This window comes from Acinetobacter sp. B-6 (genome assembly GCF_056930735.1).
This window is the reverse complement of record NZ_JBXPBY010000001.1, coordinates 121542-135742: the sequence shown is the minus strand read 5'-3', so window position 1 is coordinate 135742 and position 14201 is coordinate 121542. Positions and strand designations below refer to the sequence as shown.

The following is a 14201-nucleotide window of genomic DNA, read 5'->3' as shown; positions in this document are numbered from 1 at the left end:
TCTTGTGGTTCTTTATAAACTTAGACCATCTCTGCTTTGATGATTTCCTCATATTTAGGCAAATCATCTTTAATAAGATGATTAAATCGTAAAGTTATAATTTTCCTCACTTCTTCTAAATCTCCGTTTTCTACAAAATTTAATATCTCATCTTGAGTTAAAATTGTCTTTTGAAATGATAAATGCCACTCTGGCGATATCTGCTTTTTACCCATTTTAGAAAAAAATTGCTTATTTTTTGAATATATTCTATATAAATTATCTCTAACACTTTGATCACCTTTCCCTATTTTTAAATCAAATTTAACAAAATTATTTCTGACATTAAATTCAAATAAATATACCCAATTATCTTCTAAGTTTTCATCTATACTAAGTAGTTTACTTTTTACTAGATTTTTAATATTTTCTTGTAAAAAAATTGGTTGGAATCGAATATATGTTTTATTGCTATGAAAACTAACAAGACTGGTTTCACTCTCTACTAACTCTTTAATAATCTCACTTATTTCTGTAGTTACAGTTGGTGCATTGTACTTATAAACTAGCTCAAATGCAGACCTGTATTTTTTATATAATTTTTTGGTAATGTACTCGATTTCCTTATTTTGATTTAACATGGATTTTAATGTTCCCAGATATTGTTCAAATACAAATTTAACTTTATCCGCTAAATTCAATCTTTGGTCTAAAAGTAACTGTTCTAAAAGTTTAATAATATGGGTATAGTTTAATTGAATATAATATTTAGCACCCTCACCTATAATCTCCTGATCTTTTAATGATAGATAAATGTAAATTTGATGATCATATTCGGAATATAAATCCTTGATGATATTTCTATATTTTATAAGCTGCCCTTTTCCCTCACCAGAATAAATTTTATTTTCAATCAACATAACAAATTTATTCTTAGGAGATAAAAAAAGTAAATCAATATTTTTGAATTCTCTTTTTATGATCAAATCTTCAAAATCCAAATGTATAAAGTCAAAAACAGATAAACCCTCTTCGATTCCTAAATTTTGATATTCATTTTCTTTGTAATAAATTTTAATAAATTCTTTAAAAACATGATCATTTAACCCATGTGTACCATTAGGATCAAATAACCAAGATAAAAAGTTTGAATGCTGAAGTTCTCGATGAGAAACTTTGAGAATATCCATCAAATTTACTTCTTCATTGGCTAAATTTTGTAAATTTGTAAAATCCTCATCAAGAATTAAGCTTTTTAATTGATTTTCGATATCACAATTCATACTCCCCCCAGTAGCTTTTTTCCTAATAATCAATCTTAAGTACATTTTTAAAACATGTATATAAAAAAATCGGTGCCTAAGCACCGATTTTTTTATCTATGAATTGAATGGTTTACTAGATTTTTTCTAGCACTGCATTCAGTGTAGCACTTGGGCGCATTACAGCTTCAACTTTGGCTGTGTCTACAGCATAGTAGCCGCCAATATCTGCTGGTTTACCTTGAACTGCTGCAAGTTCAGCAATGATTTTTTCCTCATTGTCCGCTAACGCTTTTGCAAGAGGTGCAAATTTTGCTTTTAATTCTGCATCTTCTTCTTGTTCAGTCAAAGCTTCAGCCCAGAACTTCGCAAGATAGAAATGGCTACCACGGTTATCCAACTCACCTGTACGACGTGAAGGTGATTTGTCATTGTCGAGCAACTTGCCAGTCGCTTGGTCTAAAGTCTTGGCAAGTAGTTTTGCACGCGCGTTGTCTTCTTTAATACCCATTTCTTCTAAAGAAACAGCCAATGCCAAGAACTCACCAAGAGAATCCCAACGCAAATGGTTTTCTTCTACAAGTTGTTGTACGTGTTTAGGCGCTGAACCACCCGCACCTGTTTCGTACATACCACCACCCGCCATTAACGGAACGATAGACAACATTTTCGCAGAAGTACCCAATTCCATAATTGGGAACAAGTCTGTGAGATAGTCACGTAAAATGTTACCTGTTACAGAAATCGTATCTAAACCACGCGCAACACGCTCAAGTGTATAACGCATCGCACGGACTTGAGACATGATTTGAATATCAAGACCCGTTGTATCATGCTCTTTCAAGTATTTTTGTACTTTCTTGATCAATTCGTTTTCATGTGGACGGTATGGGTCAAGCCAGAAAATTGCCGGCATGCCAGAGTTACGTGCACGAGTTACAGCAAGTTTTACCCAGTCACGAATCGGTGCATCTTTTACCTGACACATACGCCAGATATCGCCTTCCTCAACGTTTTGAGACATTAAAACTTCACCTGTTTCTAGGTCAGTGATGTTTGCAACACCCGCAGCTGAAACTTCGAAAGTTTTGTCATGAGAACCATATTCTTCAGCTTTTTGCGCCATCAAACCAACGTTTGGCACAGTACCCATCGTACGTGGGTCAAAATTACCATTCCATTTGCAGAAATTAATCATTTCTTGGTAAATACGAGCAAAAGTAGATTCAGGCATTACTGCTTTACAGTCATAAGGTTTGCCATCAGCACCCCACATTTTACCACCACCACGAATCATGGCAGGCATTGACGCATCAACAATGACATCATTTGGTGAATGGAAGTTTGTGATTCCCTTTGCAGAATCAACCATAGCTAATGCAGGACGGTGTTCTTGGCAAGCATGAAGATCTTCAATGATTTCTTCACGTAGAGATGTTGGTAAAGTCGCGATTTTTTCGTATAGACCCGCCATACCGTTATTCACGTTGATGCCGAGCTCATCAAACAATTTACCGTGTTTTTCAAAAGCATCTTTGTAATAAATTTTCACACAGTGACCGAATACAATCGGATGTGAAACTTTCATCATGGTTGCTTTTACGTGTAAAGAGAACAAAATCCCTGCTTCACGGCAATCTTCAAGTTCTTTTTCATAGAAATCACACAGTGCTTTCTTGCTCATGAACATTGAATCAATCACTTCACCATCTTGAAGTGCAACTTTTGGCTTAAGTACAATGGTTTCGCCTGTTGTTGTAATTAATTCCATTTTCACATTGCGCGCACGGTCAAGTGTCATTGACTTTTCACCGTGGTAGAAATCACCTTCATCCATATGAGAAACATGAGTTTGCGACCACTGTTTCCACTCACCCATAGAGTGCGGGTGTTTTTTCGCATAGTTTTTAACAGCAGCAGGCGCACGGCGGTCAGAGTTACCTTCACGCAATACTGGGTTTACTGCTGAACCAAGACATTTGCTATAACGGGTCTTGATTGCTTTTTCTTCTTCAGTAGTCGGATTTTCAGGATAATCAGGGATTGCATAACCCTTAGACTGAAGTTCCTTAATGCAAGCTGTTAACTGAGCAACAGAAGCACTGATGTTCGGGAGTTTGATAATATTAGTGTCTGGATCTTGAGTAAGACGACCTAACTGTGCAAGGTTGTCAGATACCTTCTGTTCATCGCTTAAATAGTCCGCGAATTCAGCGAGGACACGTGCAGCTACAGAGATATCAGTTTTGACAATCTCTACGCCAGCTGGCTTAGTAAAGGTCTCAATGATCGGCAGTAGCGAATAAGTCGCCAATAGTGGCGCCTCGTCAGTCAGTGTGTAAATGATTGTTGACTTTCCACCAGCCATATATAGCCCCTTGCTGTTGATTGTGTTTTTGAGAACCGAGCTTGTGACCCGACTCCTACGAACCGATTTGCTTAAAATTAACCCTGAGAGTATCAGCCTTCATGCTATGAGAGTCAACGCAAGATCTGTGATAACGACATTTCGAAAAAAAATGGTACATCACAAATATTGCATCAAAGCGAATATTTGCACAAAAAACAAGCATTTTTAATAAAAATCATCAATATTCTGGAAATTAACACAAATTTATAACATCAGCAGATTCATTTTTTAAAATAAATATAGGATCCACGCTGGATTGCGCTCAATCAGTTCAAAACTGAGACTGCTAAAAAATTGAAAAGTATTCATAGAATAAATACCCAATAAACTCTATTTATCGCACTTGTTTGGACTTTGAGTAAGATCGTGACCAAGATTGATTAACTTATACTCACAAAACAACAATACTTTTACCTTAATGTTTAGATAAAAAATCGTTATTAATAAATAATATGTTTATTTTTTCACCTTATTTTTTAATGAAAGAATAAATCTAATGTCATCAGGTCTTCGTATTTCCCAAAACTAATATTAAAACTCTAGAGGTAATATGTTTATGCTGTTACTCATTGCGATACTTATTCAAATTATCACACTTTGGGCTATTTTCTTTTTCGCGCTGTCTCGAAACATAGGGGCTGTGATCACCATAGTGGTTTCAATCTTAGCTGCATTGATCAGCCCATGGTCTCTGATCATTGGTCTTCCACTGATTCTGATCAGTCTGGTGTTAGTCATAGAACCTCTGCGGATGCAAGTATTGACCAAGCCTGCCTATAATACGCTTGCCAATGCGATGCCAAGTATGAGCACCACTGAACGTGAAGCGCTTGATGCAGGTACCAGTTGGTGGGAAAAAGAATTGTTTATGGGTGCACCCGATTGGGAAAAATTCAATGATTACCCTTATCCGACACTTTCAAAAGAAGAGCAATCATTTTTAGATAACGAAGTTGAACAACTGTGTCAATTATTGAATGAGTGGGAAATCCATCAAAATAAAGACTTAAATGAACAAACTTGGCAATTCATTAAAGAAAAAGGCTTTTTTGGACTGATCATCCCCAAAGAATATGGTGGACGTGAATTCACTTCATTTGCTCAAAGCCGAATTATGAGCAAAATTGCATCTCGCTCATTGACTGCGGCAGTGACATGTATGGTGCCAAATTCATTGGGACCTGGTGAGTTATTGCTCAACTACGGAACTGACGAACAAAAAAATCGTTATCTTCCTGGCTTAGCCAAAGGTGAAGAAATTCCATGCTTTGGTTTGACCAGTCCAGAAGCTGGTTCTGATGCTGGGGCAATTCCAGATACAGGCGTTGTCTGTTATGGCGATTTTGAAGGACAACAAACCCTCGGTTTAAAGATGAATTTCTCCAAACGCTGGATTACCTTAGCACCAGTTGCCACTGTAGTCGGTTTAGCCTTTAAACTTTATGATCCCGAAGGGCTATTGGGGGATAAAAGCAAAACTGAATATGGCATCACTTGTGCGCTTATTCCTGCATCTCATGAAGGCGTTGTTGTAGGACCTCGCCACCATCCGGGCGGTTCACCCTTTATGAATGGTACGGTTGAGGGACGAGATGTTTTTATTCCAATCGACTGGATCATTGGTGGTGCTGAAAACGCAGGTAAAGGTTGGCGTATGTTGATGGAATGTCTTGCCGTAGGACGTGGAATTTCACTGCCTGCCCTGTCAACCGCAGCCAGTGAAATGACCTATTTATCTGTCGGTGCATTTGCAAAAATTCGTCAACAATTCAAGCTTTCTGTAGGTCAATTTGAAGGGGTACAAGAAGTTAGCAGTGAAATCGTCAGTGGCACTTATAAACTTGAAGCTTTCCGTTATTTAGTCACCTGTGGGCTTAATCAAGGAGGTAAGCCTGCTGTGATGACAGCAATGGCAAAATACTATGCAACTGAGACCATGCGTAAACTGGTCAATCATGGTATGGACATTACAGGCGGTCGTGGTATTCAACAAGGTCCACGCAACTTCCTTGCCAACATGTATCAAGCTATTCCAATTTCGATTACGGTCGAGGGTGCAAATATTTTAAGTCGCTCCCTCATGATCTTTGGGCAAGGTTCTATGCGCTGTCACCCCTATTTGTTTGAAGAGCTACAACTTTTACAAGCTGAGGATAAAAATGCGGCTCTCGAAACCTTTAATACCATGCTCTACCAGCATTTAGGTTATACCTTGAACCGAGCTGCTCGAGCATTTACATATGGTTGGTTTGGTTCAAGCCAACATCGACCAGATTCCGCAGACAAGTTTACTCAACCTTATTACAAAATCATCAATCGCTTGAGTGCTGACTTTGCACTGACTGCGGATATGTGCTTAGGGCTTTTAGCTGGAGATATTAAACGTAAAGAAATGCTTTCAGGGCGATTAGCCGATATTCATTCACATATGTTCATTGCAACGGCGATTCTCAAATTTTATGAACATGGTCAAAGAACTGAAGCCGAACAATTACATGCCCAACTTGCCTTAGATGAAACGCTTTATCTGGCACAAGAAGCATTTTTCGGCTTGTTTGATAATTTCCCGATTCCAATCGCCTCAGGTCTGGTGAAGTTTGTTTGCTTCCCATTCGGTAGACCGCTCAAAAAACCGAGTGATCGTCAAAAGAGTGAAGCTGCTGAATTGATCATGCAGAACAATCCATTCCGTGATTATCTAAAAACTCAAGTCTATTATTCGGTTAATCCTCAGGATGCCTTTGGTCGAATGGAAGCAACCTTTAATCTACTGACAAAAGTAGAAAATGAGTGGAATCACTTTAAAAAGGCGGAATCTAAAGGTGAATATCAAGGTCTTACATTTGAGGAACGTTTGGCTGATGCAGTCAGTCGTGGGGCAATTCAGCAAGATCTTGCAAATAAGTTGTCGGAATACAATGCGTTACGCTATGACAGTATGCTCACCGATATTTTTGACGAAAAACTGGAACGCGTATTGGAACTAGACAATCCTCATCTTCATCAAACATAGAAATATTTGGGAATACACTATTCTCAATGCTATAAACTTTTATCAAAAGCAGTGAATCACCTTCACTGCTTTTTCTTAGACCTATTGCCAATGGGGGCATTAAACTATTTCAGTATAGTGTCAAAAATACAACAGCACAGGAAAAACGATGATGTCTAAACAAGATTATGAAAATGGCTTAAAAGTCCGTACAGAAGTGATGGGTGAAAGTTTTGTCAAACGTGCCCAAGACAATACTGTGCCTTTTACACAACCACTGCAAGACTGGATAAATGAGCATGCATGGGGCTCGACTTGGCAACGTGAAGATGTATTGCCTCGTAAATATCGCTCATTGATCACCATCGCATTTTTGGTCGCACAAAAAAGTCCAACTGAACTTAAAGGTCATATTCGTGGTGCTTTAAACAATGGTGCAAGCGTAGAAGAAATACAGGAAGTTCTTTTACACAGCCTTCCTTACTGTGGCGCACCAACAACTCAAGAAGCTTTTCGAGCTGCACTTGAAGTCATCAACGAATATCAAAGCCAGCAGTCTTAGTTTTATAGAGCTTTGCTTTTGATCAATCGTCGATATTTACAAGATATATCTACGATTGAATCATTAGTTCCAAAACACATTGAAGGTATAAAAAAACTCATCGACTTCAAAACGAATGTGATAACCCAATTGTGTCAATTCGGAAGAGAGTGCTCGTATATCTTCTAAGGCTAAATGCTTGGGTAAAACTGTAAATACTGCGGTATTGCCCTGCTTTGCATTTTCCTCAATCATTTGAGCAAGGCGAATTTTGTATAATTCAATATTGAGATTTGAGTTTGCTGCCAGCTGTTTTGCATCATCGGCATGAATAAACATTTTTATTTCCATATTTTTATTAGGGTCTGTGAACAATTCGTCTATGTTTGCGACTAGGTGTGTTTTTTAGGCGATTCTAGGCGCGAAATACGAAATTTAGTCATTCTAAATGAGTAGTTCGTAACAACGAAGCGACAAAAAACACGCTAGTCCCGAAGGGTTGCGGTTAAAATTATCTCAGGCTACGTTATGAAATTTAAAAATAGTCTCGCTATTCTCTTCATTTCACGCCTTGCCTGCTCAATTTTAACCTACAACGCAAGCCATTTATGAAATGTCCACAGCCCCTAAGATCAATACAAGATATAAATAAAAGTAAAAATACGCTGTGTGGTTTGTGTTAGCTAAGATATCTTTAAAATTCAAATCAAAGCTAAGCTCGCTAGATCGATCAATTTACACATTTTTTTCAACAGGTCTGAGCGGTTTATATACGATCAATTCATAAAATTTAAAATAAATCCACTGCTTTATTTGAATGAAATTTAACTTTTATGTTTAAAAAGTAAATGATAATTGTTATTATTTACTTAATTTTTAACCTTTATTGATTTGATTGCCTATGAATAGCCAGACTGAACTCGATGCGCTGAGTGCATCAGTTTCAACTCCGACTGTCTCTGCACGAGCTAAATCCACACCCTCCCTGTTAAAATACCGCTTCATGATTTTTTATCGATTTGCCTTAGCAATTTTAGGTGGCTATTTACTTGCCTCTTTGTCCGCTATGGTGATCGCAAAAACTTTTGCAGATTATCGAGCCTCAGCTGCGATGGCATCTACCCTGCTTGCTTTCTGTATTCATTGCGCCGCTTTCATTTGGGTATTTATGGTCAACAAAACCTTCAAAGCCAGTTTAGGGATCGTTGTTCCATGCATCATTTTATTGATCATTTTAAAAATGATGGGGAACTAACATGCGTGTAGATGCAAAAGTTGAGGGTCCACGTCAATCGATGTCTTGGCTACATACATGGGCAAGTCTAATTCTGGGTTGGTTACTCTATGCGATTTTTTTAACAGGAACATTGAGCTTTTTTCAGTCAGAAATTTCTGTTTGGATGAAACCTGAAACTCACCAATCTGTTCCAAGCTCATCGCAATTACAACAAACTCAAGTTGCTTTAAATTATTTACAGAAGAATTATCCCGATGCAGGCAGTTGGACCATCCAATTACCAAATTCGAGACAAACCACCACTGAGTTAAACATCCGCAAACAAGGTGAAGATTTACAAGCCCGCCGTGGTGGTGAACGCATCACCATTGACAGTGCAACAGGTCAAGTTATCAAAGCACGAGACACTCGGGGTGGTGGTTTTCTCTATCGCTTTCACTTTGAACTCTATGGCGTAGATCGGATTTGGGCGCGCTGGTTGGTCGGTCTAGCAACCATGTTAATGTTTGTTGCGATCATCAGTGGCATCATTACACATAAAAAAATCTTTAAAGATTTCTTTACTTTCCGTTCTGGGAAAGGACAACGCTCTTGGTTAGATGCACACAATGCTACAGCGGTTTTTGCACTTCCATTTCATATCATGATCACATTTAGTGGTCTGTTATTGCTCATGTTTATGTTTATGCCTTGGGGGATCAACCAAGTTTATGAAGATCGACAAGAGTTTTTTCAGGAAATGCGCGGTGGTGGTCAACAGAATAATACACGTAATCGAACAACAGAAAATCCTAACGGAACTGCAAACACAGCTCAGGGGCAAAGTGGTCAAGCTCAACAAACTGCGGGCAATGAGCAACGTTCACGTGGTGAAAGACGAGCTAAACATCAACAAGAAGCTGGACAGCCCGCAGCACTCACTGATTTAGCACCAATTATTGCAAATGCACAAACCCAGTGGAAAGACAATCCAATTGCGTCAATCCAGATCATTGCACCAAACACTACCAATGCAAGCATTGAACTTAGAGCACTTTATGCAAAAAGTGTAATACAACGTGGTGTATATCCTGTTTTAAAGTTTGATGGTGTTACGGGGAAAGACATCTCTGATGACCTACAAGCCAGAAATACTTCTGTTCCAATGGGTATCTACAACGTTGTGACTGTCTTACATGAAGCACGTGGACTAGATTTGACTTTCCGCTGGTTATTGTTCTTTTCTGGTGTTCTGGGCACTTTAATGGTGGCTACGGGCTTGATCTTGTGGTGTGTAAAAAGAGCACCTCAACAGCAAAAACAAGGTTATAAATCTTTTGGCTATCGCTTTGTAGAGGTCATGAATATTGCTGCAGTGATTGGATTACCGATTGCTTGTGCAGCATATTTCTATGCCAATCGTTTTATCCCTTTTGAAGTAGAAGCACGTCTAAACTGGGAAATTCGTGCCTTCTTTATCGCATGGCTTGCAACTTTAATTTATGCCGCAATCCGACCACATCGTCAGGCTTGGTTAGAACTTTTAATGCTGGCAACAGTTGCCTATGCCCTGTTACCACTCATTAATTTTATGACAGGCGGTCAAGCACTTTGGAACAGTATTGCCAATGGTCAATGGATGATTGCATCTTTTGATTTAATGACATGGGCGATCGCAATTTTGTTTTTCTTGTCATTTTATAAAGTCAAAAAACATAAAGGGCTTCCAGTCAAAAAAGCTAAAAATGTACCAGCAACCAAGGAGATCGCTGTATGATTTTCTTCTTATTGATTTGGTCTATATCCAGTTTAGCGATGATTGCACTTGCCAGCGCTATGTCAAAGCATCAAAAACAAATTTATGGTCATGAATTAGCAAAAAAACCAACCCTATTTGCGACACTGTCAGGTTGGTGCTTATTGTTCATCTCTTTAATCATCTGCTTAATGTCAGGAAAACCGAGTAGTATGCTGAGTCTATGGGTGGGTATACTCACTTTTTCAGCATTATTCGTAGGATCATTGTTGAGCTATTACAGTACTAAAATAAAAACTGTAGCAATCATCTGCCTCGTTGTAAGTTGTATTACAGGCATCATCCTACTGGTCTAAATTGTTTGGTCAAAATCAGTTATACTCTTAAGCCAATCTTAGATTGGCTTTTTTGTTAAAACTCTTTTGTCTTTACATTGGTATTTTTATGTCTAAACCACTTTCAATCCCTTCAGAATTGTTAAATCGTGCTGCGATGGGAAATCCTGCTGCACAATTTGAGCTTGCTGAAATTTATATGCAAAGTGAGGATGAAGATAACAATCAACTCGCCGAAGAATGGGCATTGAAAGCAGCACAATTAGGGCATGTAGAAGCCATGTACTGGTTAGGTGAAGGCTATACTTTTTATGCAAAAGAAATTTTAGAAGAAGATCCAGATGAATCCAAAGCCTACTTCGAGCATGCACATCGCTGGTTAGAACAAGCAGCCAAACATCAACACCCTGCTGCATTATTAGAATTGTCTAATTTTTATCGTCGTGGTGATGTGGTTGAAAAAGATCTACTTAAATCTGTGGAACTGCTAGAACAATCCGCGAAATTAGGTGAAATTCAAGCCATGCGTGATTTGGTCTGTGTTTATGAGCATGGCTTAGGTGTTGATATTGATGATGAAAAAGCAGACTTCTGGGCAGATAAAGTCAAAACGATTGAAGATACTGAAAAATAAAGTAGTGCATCAAGTCTAATAATATGGGCTTGATGCTGAGTTTCTTTAATTAACTTCTTACTGATCCATAAATCTTCACTGTACACCGCAATATTTTTATTTTTAAGGTATTCAATTCCACCTGTCCTCACATAACCTGTTGAATCATTGGCAAATACGGGTATCATTGCAAAAATTGAACTCAACATGATGATTTTAATCAATAGAAATACAAGCCTTGACTCATATTTCTATCATCCTGTCTTAGCACTTAAACGTTAAAAGATTTAAATGCGGTCTAAAACTGGCTGTTGATAATTAAACTTTACCTGTTCTTCAATAGCTAAGGCGATATTAAATACCTTTGGTTCTTGAAAAGCAGGACCTATGATTTGCAATCCGACTGGTTGCCCATCAATTAAACCACATGGGATAGTTAAGGCAGGTAAACCTGTTAAATTACTCGGACCCGTAAAACGAATAATATGATTTAATAGATCGACACGCTCACCATTAAGTTTTGCAACTGAACTGCCTATATCAGGTGGCAAAATAGGTAATGTTGGTGCAATCAAAACATCAATTTCTTTGAAGGCTTGGGCAAACTGTTGTTTTAGTTCCCTTCTTAATTGTTGAGCTTGTAAATATTCTACTGCCGTTGGCAACTCCCCCAATTCAAATAATAGACGAATATCATCACCAAAATCATTTGGACGCTGCTGTAAATCATCATGGTGAATCGTAGCGGCTTCTGACAGACTCGTCACCAATTCTACATATTCAGCATTTTTCAATGCTGGGATTGTGACCTTCTTAATGATAGCACCACGCTGCTCAAGCTGAGCAATTTGTTCACGAACTAATTTTTCAATCGGCGCATCGACTTGATGAAAGAAATAGTCTTCGTTAATACCAATGACTTTACCTTTGACATCACTATTGAGCAAGGCAATATAATCTGGAATTTCAACGTGTTTAGAGGTCGGATCTCGCTCATCAAATCCTGCTATTACTTTTAACATAGTAGCAGCATCTGCAACAGTTTTAGCCATTGGTCCAATATGATCTAAAGTCCATGCCAATGGAAAACAACCATACTTTGCAACTAAACCATGAGTTGGTTTTAACCCAACTAAACCACATGCTGAAGATGGGATACGAATTGAACCTGCTGTGTCAGTTCCTAATGTAATGGTCGACATTCCTGAAGCAACAGCTGCACCTGAACCACCGCTTGACCCTCCAGGAATCTTATCAAGATTCCATGGATTACGGCACGGACCGAAATGTGGACTGTTATTGGTAATGCCCCATGCATACTCATGCATATTTAACTTACCGATAATGATTGCGCCCGCAGCCTTGAGTTTGGAAATCACAGTTGCATCATCACTAGAAATGAAATTGGCATGAATCTTAGAAGCCATAGTGGTCACTTCACCACCAATATAAATATTGTCCTTAATCCCCATTGGAATACCGTGGAATATACCCTTATAGCTTCCTTGCGCAATCTCTACATCTGCTTGAGCAGCCTCTGCTAAGGCTTTATCTGCGCGAAATGAAATATATGCATTGATTTCTGCATTGTAATCTTGAGCATGTTGCAATACGAGTTGAGTTAAATCTACTGAACTTACACTACGGTCTTGAATACGTTTAGCCAACTCGACAACTGAAAGGTTTAAGAGGTCTTTATTTAACATGATCGCCTCCAGCTGTATTTGTGACACAAATATCATGGTCATTTTTAGTTTGAGTCTGAACCGTTTTTTTTAGCGCTTTTATTCCTTGCCATCTTTGTTCTAATTCTGCTTGAGTTTTCGGATTGACAGGTATATTCAGCTGTCCCAATATTTTTGTTGCACTAATATCCATTATTATCACCGTCCTTTTGGAAAATTATATTTTCAGATTGACCATTCGATTCCCATAAATCTGGCGCCTCAATAAAATTATAATTATTGAATTTCACCTATAAAGATCATTTAATAGACAATCAGCTCCAATTTAATTGGATATAAAAAATATAATATTAGACCTAGGTTGTATTGACAAATAAAACCTCCAACATAATAAATCACTCAATATAGTTAAAATAAAAAAAATTATTATAAATAAAACCATCTCACACTCAATAAAATAAATTTATACATTTATTACCAGCATATTTATCATTAATTATAAAAACTTAAACATCAAAAGTTAAAAAAATATATTCATAAAATAGGAGAAAATATACATAAATTTTAAACCTATATTTACATTAGAAACACTAATCTTTATTCATATCGATATTAGGTTTCTTGCATCAGGCATTTTAAAAATTATAATTCAACATAAAATCTTCCTCATCCTTGTTTTCTCCCTTTGGGAGAACGAACTTTCAATATTAATATGATTCGTTCAACATGATCATTTTTTTATTTATGAAAAAAATGTATTTAGGATCGTTTATAAACAAATAATCTGCCCTATCTAAGCACTCAGTTCTACCCACTTTGACGAATAATTCTATTTCTGTTTATCACAATATTAAATTCCATCCAAATCAGGAAATTCAATATTTTGATAACGATGAGCGTAAATAGCGACATCAAAAGTAATGTGAGTCGAAATATCATTCATGATCTGTTCTTGAAAAAGGACTTCTTTTTCTAATATGGCATTCCAATACTCAGGTTGATCTGAAAAGTTTTGATAGTAGTCTAGTAGCTCGATGACCCCACTTAATAAAGCCACCAATGCTTGAGATTTATCTTGTTTTGAAACCATCATTGCAAAAGCATCTAAACAAATCACTTCAATTTCATCCAGTTCCTCATAATCATCTACATATTCATCAATTGCCGCATTAGAGCGCTGAATCTTTTGTTGATAGTGAATCAAAAGCTCATGATCAATATCATTAAATAGTTGGGATTTATTGATGGTAATTTGATAATTTTTTTCAATAAAAACATAAAAATGAGGTAATTTCTCATAAAAACTAAAAAGGGCTTTGACCAAACTTTTACGTTGTTCAATTGAGGCTTGTTCAATCGCTTGTTTGAGTGCAAAAGTATGTAAATCAATAATTTTAACGATATCTATCATT

12 protein-coding genes and 1 pseudogene are annotated in these 14201 nt (G+C 37.4%); 6 read left to right on the top strand and 7 right to left on the bottom strand.

The features are described 5' to 3' along the window. Window positions 1-20: 20 nt before the first annotated feature. Both AC1Z3T_RS00635 and AC1Z3T_RS00630 read right to left on the bottom strand, forming a co-directional pair. Complete coding sequence (locus AC1Z3T_RS00635) at window positions 21-1262, bottom strand: PDDEXK-like family protein (RefSeq protein WP_483396432.1); 1242 nt, start codon at window positions 1260-1262, stop codon at window positions 21-23. Window positions 1263-1377: 115 nt separating this feature from the next. After that, a complete protein-coding gene (locus tag AC1Z3T_RS00630) occupies window positions 1378-3609 on the bottom strand; it encodes an NADP-dependent isocitrate dehydrogenase (protein WP_151751500.1) in 2232 nt (743 codons plus the stop codon). Between the two features lie 598 nt (window positions 3610-4207). Between AC1Z3T_RS00630 and AC1Z3T_RS00625 the strand changes: the two genes are divergently transcribed. Together AC1Z3T_RS00625 and AC1Z3T_RS00620 are read left to right on the top strand one after the other, a co-directional pair. After that, on the top strand, window positions 4208-6664 hold the full coding sequence (locus AC1Z3T_RS00625; RefSeq protein WP_483396431.1) for an acyl-CoA dehydrogenase: 2457 nt from the start codon (window positions 4208-4210) through the stop codon (window positions 6662-6664). A 151-nt stretch (window positions 6665-6815) separates the two neighbouring features. After that, the gene (locus tag AC1Z3T_RS00620) at window positions 6816-7205 is read left to right on the top strand and encodes a carboxymuconolactone decarboxylase family protein (protein ID WP_151798638.1); all 390 of its coding nucleotides are present in this window, start codon (window positions 6816-6818) and stop codon (window positions 7203-7205) included. A gap of 63 nt (window positions 7206-7268) precedes the next feature. Here the strand turns inward: AC1Z3T_RS00620 and AC1Z3T_RS00615 are convergent, their stop codons facing one another. After that, window positions 7269-7523, bottom strand: a complete 255-nt coding sequence (locus AC1Z3T_RS00615; RefSeq protein WP_004829182.1) for a hypothetical protein — start codon at window positions 7521-7523, stop codon at window positions 7269-7271. A 562-nt stretch (window positions 7524-8085) separates the two neighbouring features. On the opposite strand from AC1Z3T_RS00615, the gene AC1Z3T_RS00610 reads away from it, so the two are divergent. The 4 genes from AC1Z3T_RS00610 (at window position 8086) to AC1Z3T_RS00595 (ending at window position 11125) form a co-directional block, all read left to right on the top strand. Next, window positions 8086-8439 carry a hypothetical protein gene (locus AC1Z3T_RS00610; protein WP_042087625.1) on the top strand — a complete coding sequence of 118 codons (354 nt, stop codon included), beginning with the start codon at window positions 8086-8088 and terminating at the stop codon, window positions 8437-8439. A gap of 1 nt (window position 8440) precedes the next feature. After that, on the top strand, window positions 8441-10177 hold the full coding sequence (locus AC1Z3T_RS00605) for a PepSY-associated TM helix domain-containing protein (protein ID WP_100885636.1): 1737 nt from the start codon (window positions 8441-8443) through the stop codon (window positions 10175-10177). Next, complete coding sequence (locus tag AC1Z3T_RS00600; protein WP_483396430.1) at window positions 10174-10512, top strand: DUF3325 domain-containing protein; 339 nt, start codon at window positions 10174-10176, stop codon at window positions 10510-10512. Before AC1Z3T_RS00605 ends, AC1Z3T_RS00600 begins: the two co-directional genes overlap by 4 nt. Before the next feature lie 88 nt (window positions 10513-10600). Beyond that, on the top strand, window positions 10601-11125 hold the full coding sequence (locus AC1Z3T_RS00595; RefSeq protein WP_100885637.1) for a tetratricopeptide repeat protein: 525 nt from the start codon (window positions 10601-10603) through the stop codon (window positions 11123-11125). Window positions 11126-11169: 44 nt separating this feature from the next. Here the strand turns inward: AC1Z3T_RS00595 and AC1Z3T_RS00590 are convergent. The 4 genes and pseudogenes from AC1Z3T_RS00590 to AC1Z3T_RS00575 all read right to left on the bottom strand — a co-directional run. Next, window positions 11170-11313: pseudogene (locus tag AC1Z3T_RS00590) on the bottom strand (DUF4424 family protein); the annotation flags it as partial. A gap of 78 nt (window positions 11314-11391) precedes the next feature. Beyond that, window positions 11392-12810 (bottom strand): amidase, encoded by a 1419-nt coding sequence (locus AC1Z3T_RS00585; protein WP_100885638.1) that lies wholly within the window; start codon window positions 12808-12810, stop codon window positions 11392-11394. Then, on the bottom strand, window positions 12800-12982 hold the full coding sequence (locus AC1Z3T_RS00580) for a hypothetical protein (protein ID WP_005032729.1): 183 nt from the start codon (window positions 12980-12982) through the stop codon (window positions 12800-12802). Before AC1Z3T_RS00580 ends, AC1Z3T_RS00585 begins: the two co-directional genes overlap by 11 nt. Before the next feature lie 657 nt (window positions 12983-13639). Then, a complete protein-coding gene (locus AC1Z3T_RS00575) occupies window positions 13640-14200 on the bottom strand; it encodes a hypothetical protein (protein ID WP_100885639.1) in 561 nt (186 codons plus the stop codon). Between the last annotated feature and the right edge of the window lies 1 nt (window position 14201).

Excerpts from the sequence above, each read along its gene's own strand:
- AC1Z3T_RS00580 (WP_005032729.1), bottom strand. The coding sequence starts at position 12,982 with ATGGATATTAGTGCAACAAAAATATTGGGACAGCTGAATATACCTGTC.
- AC1Z3T_RS00585 (WP_100885638.1), bottom strand. The coding sequence starts at position 12,810 with ATGTTAAATAAAGACCTCTTAAACCTTTCAGTTGTCGAGTTGGCTAAA.
- AC1Z3T_RS00600 (WP_483396430.1), top strand. The coding sequence starts at position 10,174 with ATGATTTTCTTCTTATTGATTTGGTCTATATCCAGTTTAGCGATGATT.
- AC1Z3T_RS00605 (WP_100885636.1), top strand. The coding sequence starts at position 8,441 with ATGCGTGTAGATGCAAAAGTTGAGGGTCCACGTCAATCGATGTCTTGG.
- AC1Z3T_RS00635 (WP_483396432.1), bottom strand. The coding sequence starts at position 1,262 with ATGAATTGTGATATCGAAAATCAATTAAAAAGCTTAATTCTTGATGAG.
- AC1Z3T_RS00615 (WP_004829182.1), bottom strand. The coding sequence starts at position 7,523 with ATGTTTATTCATGCCGATGATGCAAAACAGCTGGCAGCAAACTCAAAT.
- AC1Z3T_RS00620 (WP_151798638.1), top strand. The coding sequence starts at position 6,816 with ATGTCTAAACAAGATTATGAAAATGGCTTAAAAGTCCGTACAGAAGTG.
- AC1Z3T_RS00595 (WP_100885637.1), top strand. The coding sequence starts at position 10,601 with ATGTCTAAACCACTTTCAATCCCTTCAGAATTGTTAAATCGTGCTGCG.
- AC1Z3T_RS00630 (WP_151751500.1), bottom strand. The coding sequence starts at position 3,609 with ATGGCTGGTGGAAAGTCAACAATCATTTACACACTGACTGACGAGGCG.
- AC1Z3T_RS00610 (WP_042087625.1), top strand. The coding sequence starts at position 8,086 with ATGAATAGCCAGACTGAACTCGATGCGCTGAGTGCATCAGTTTCAACT.
- AC1Z3T_RS00625 (WP_483396431.1), top strand. The coding sequence starts at position 4,208 with ATGCTGTTACTCATTGCGATACTTATTCAAATTATCACACTTTGGGCT.
- AC1Z3T_RS00575 (WP_100885639.1), bottom strand. The coding sequence starts at position 14,200 with ATGATAGATATCGTTAAAATTATTGATTTACATACTTTTGCACTCAAA.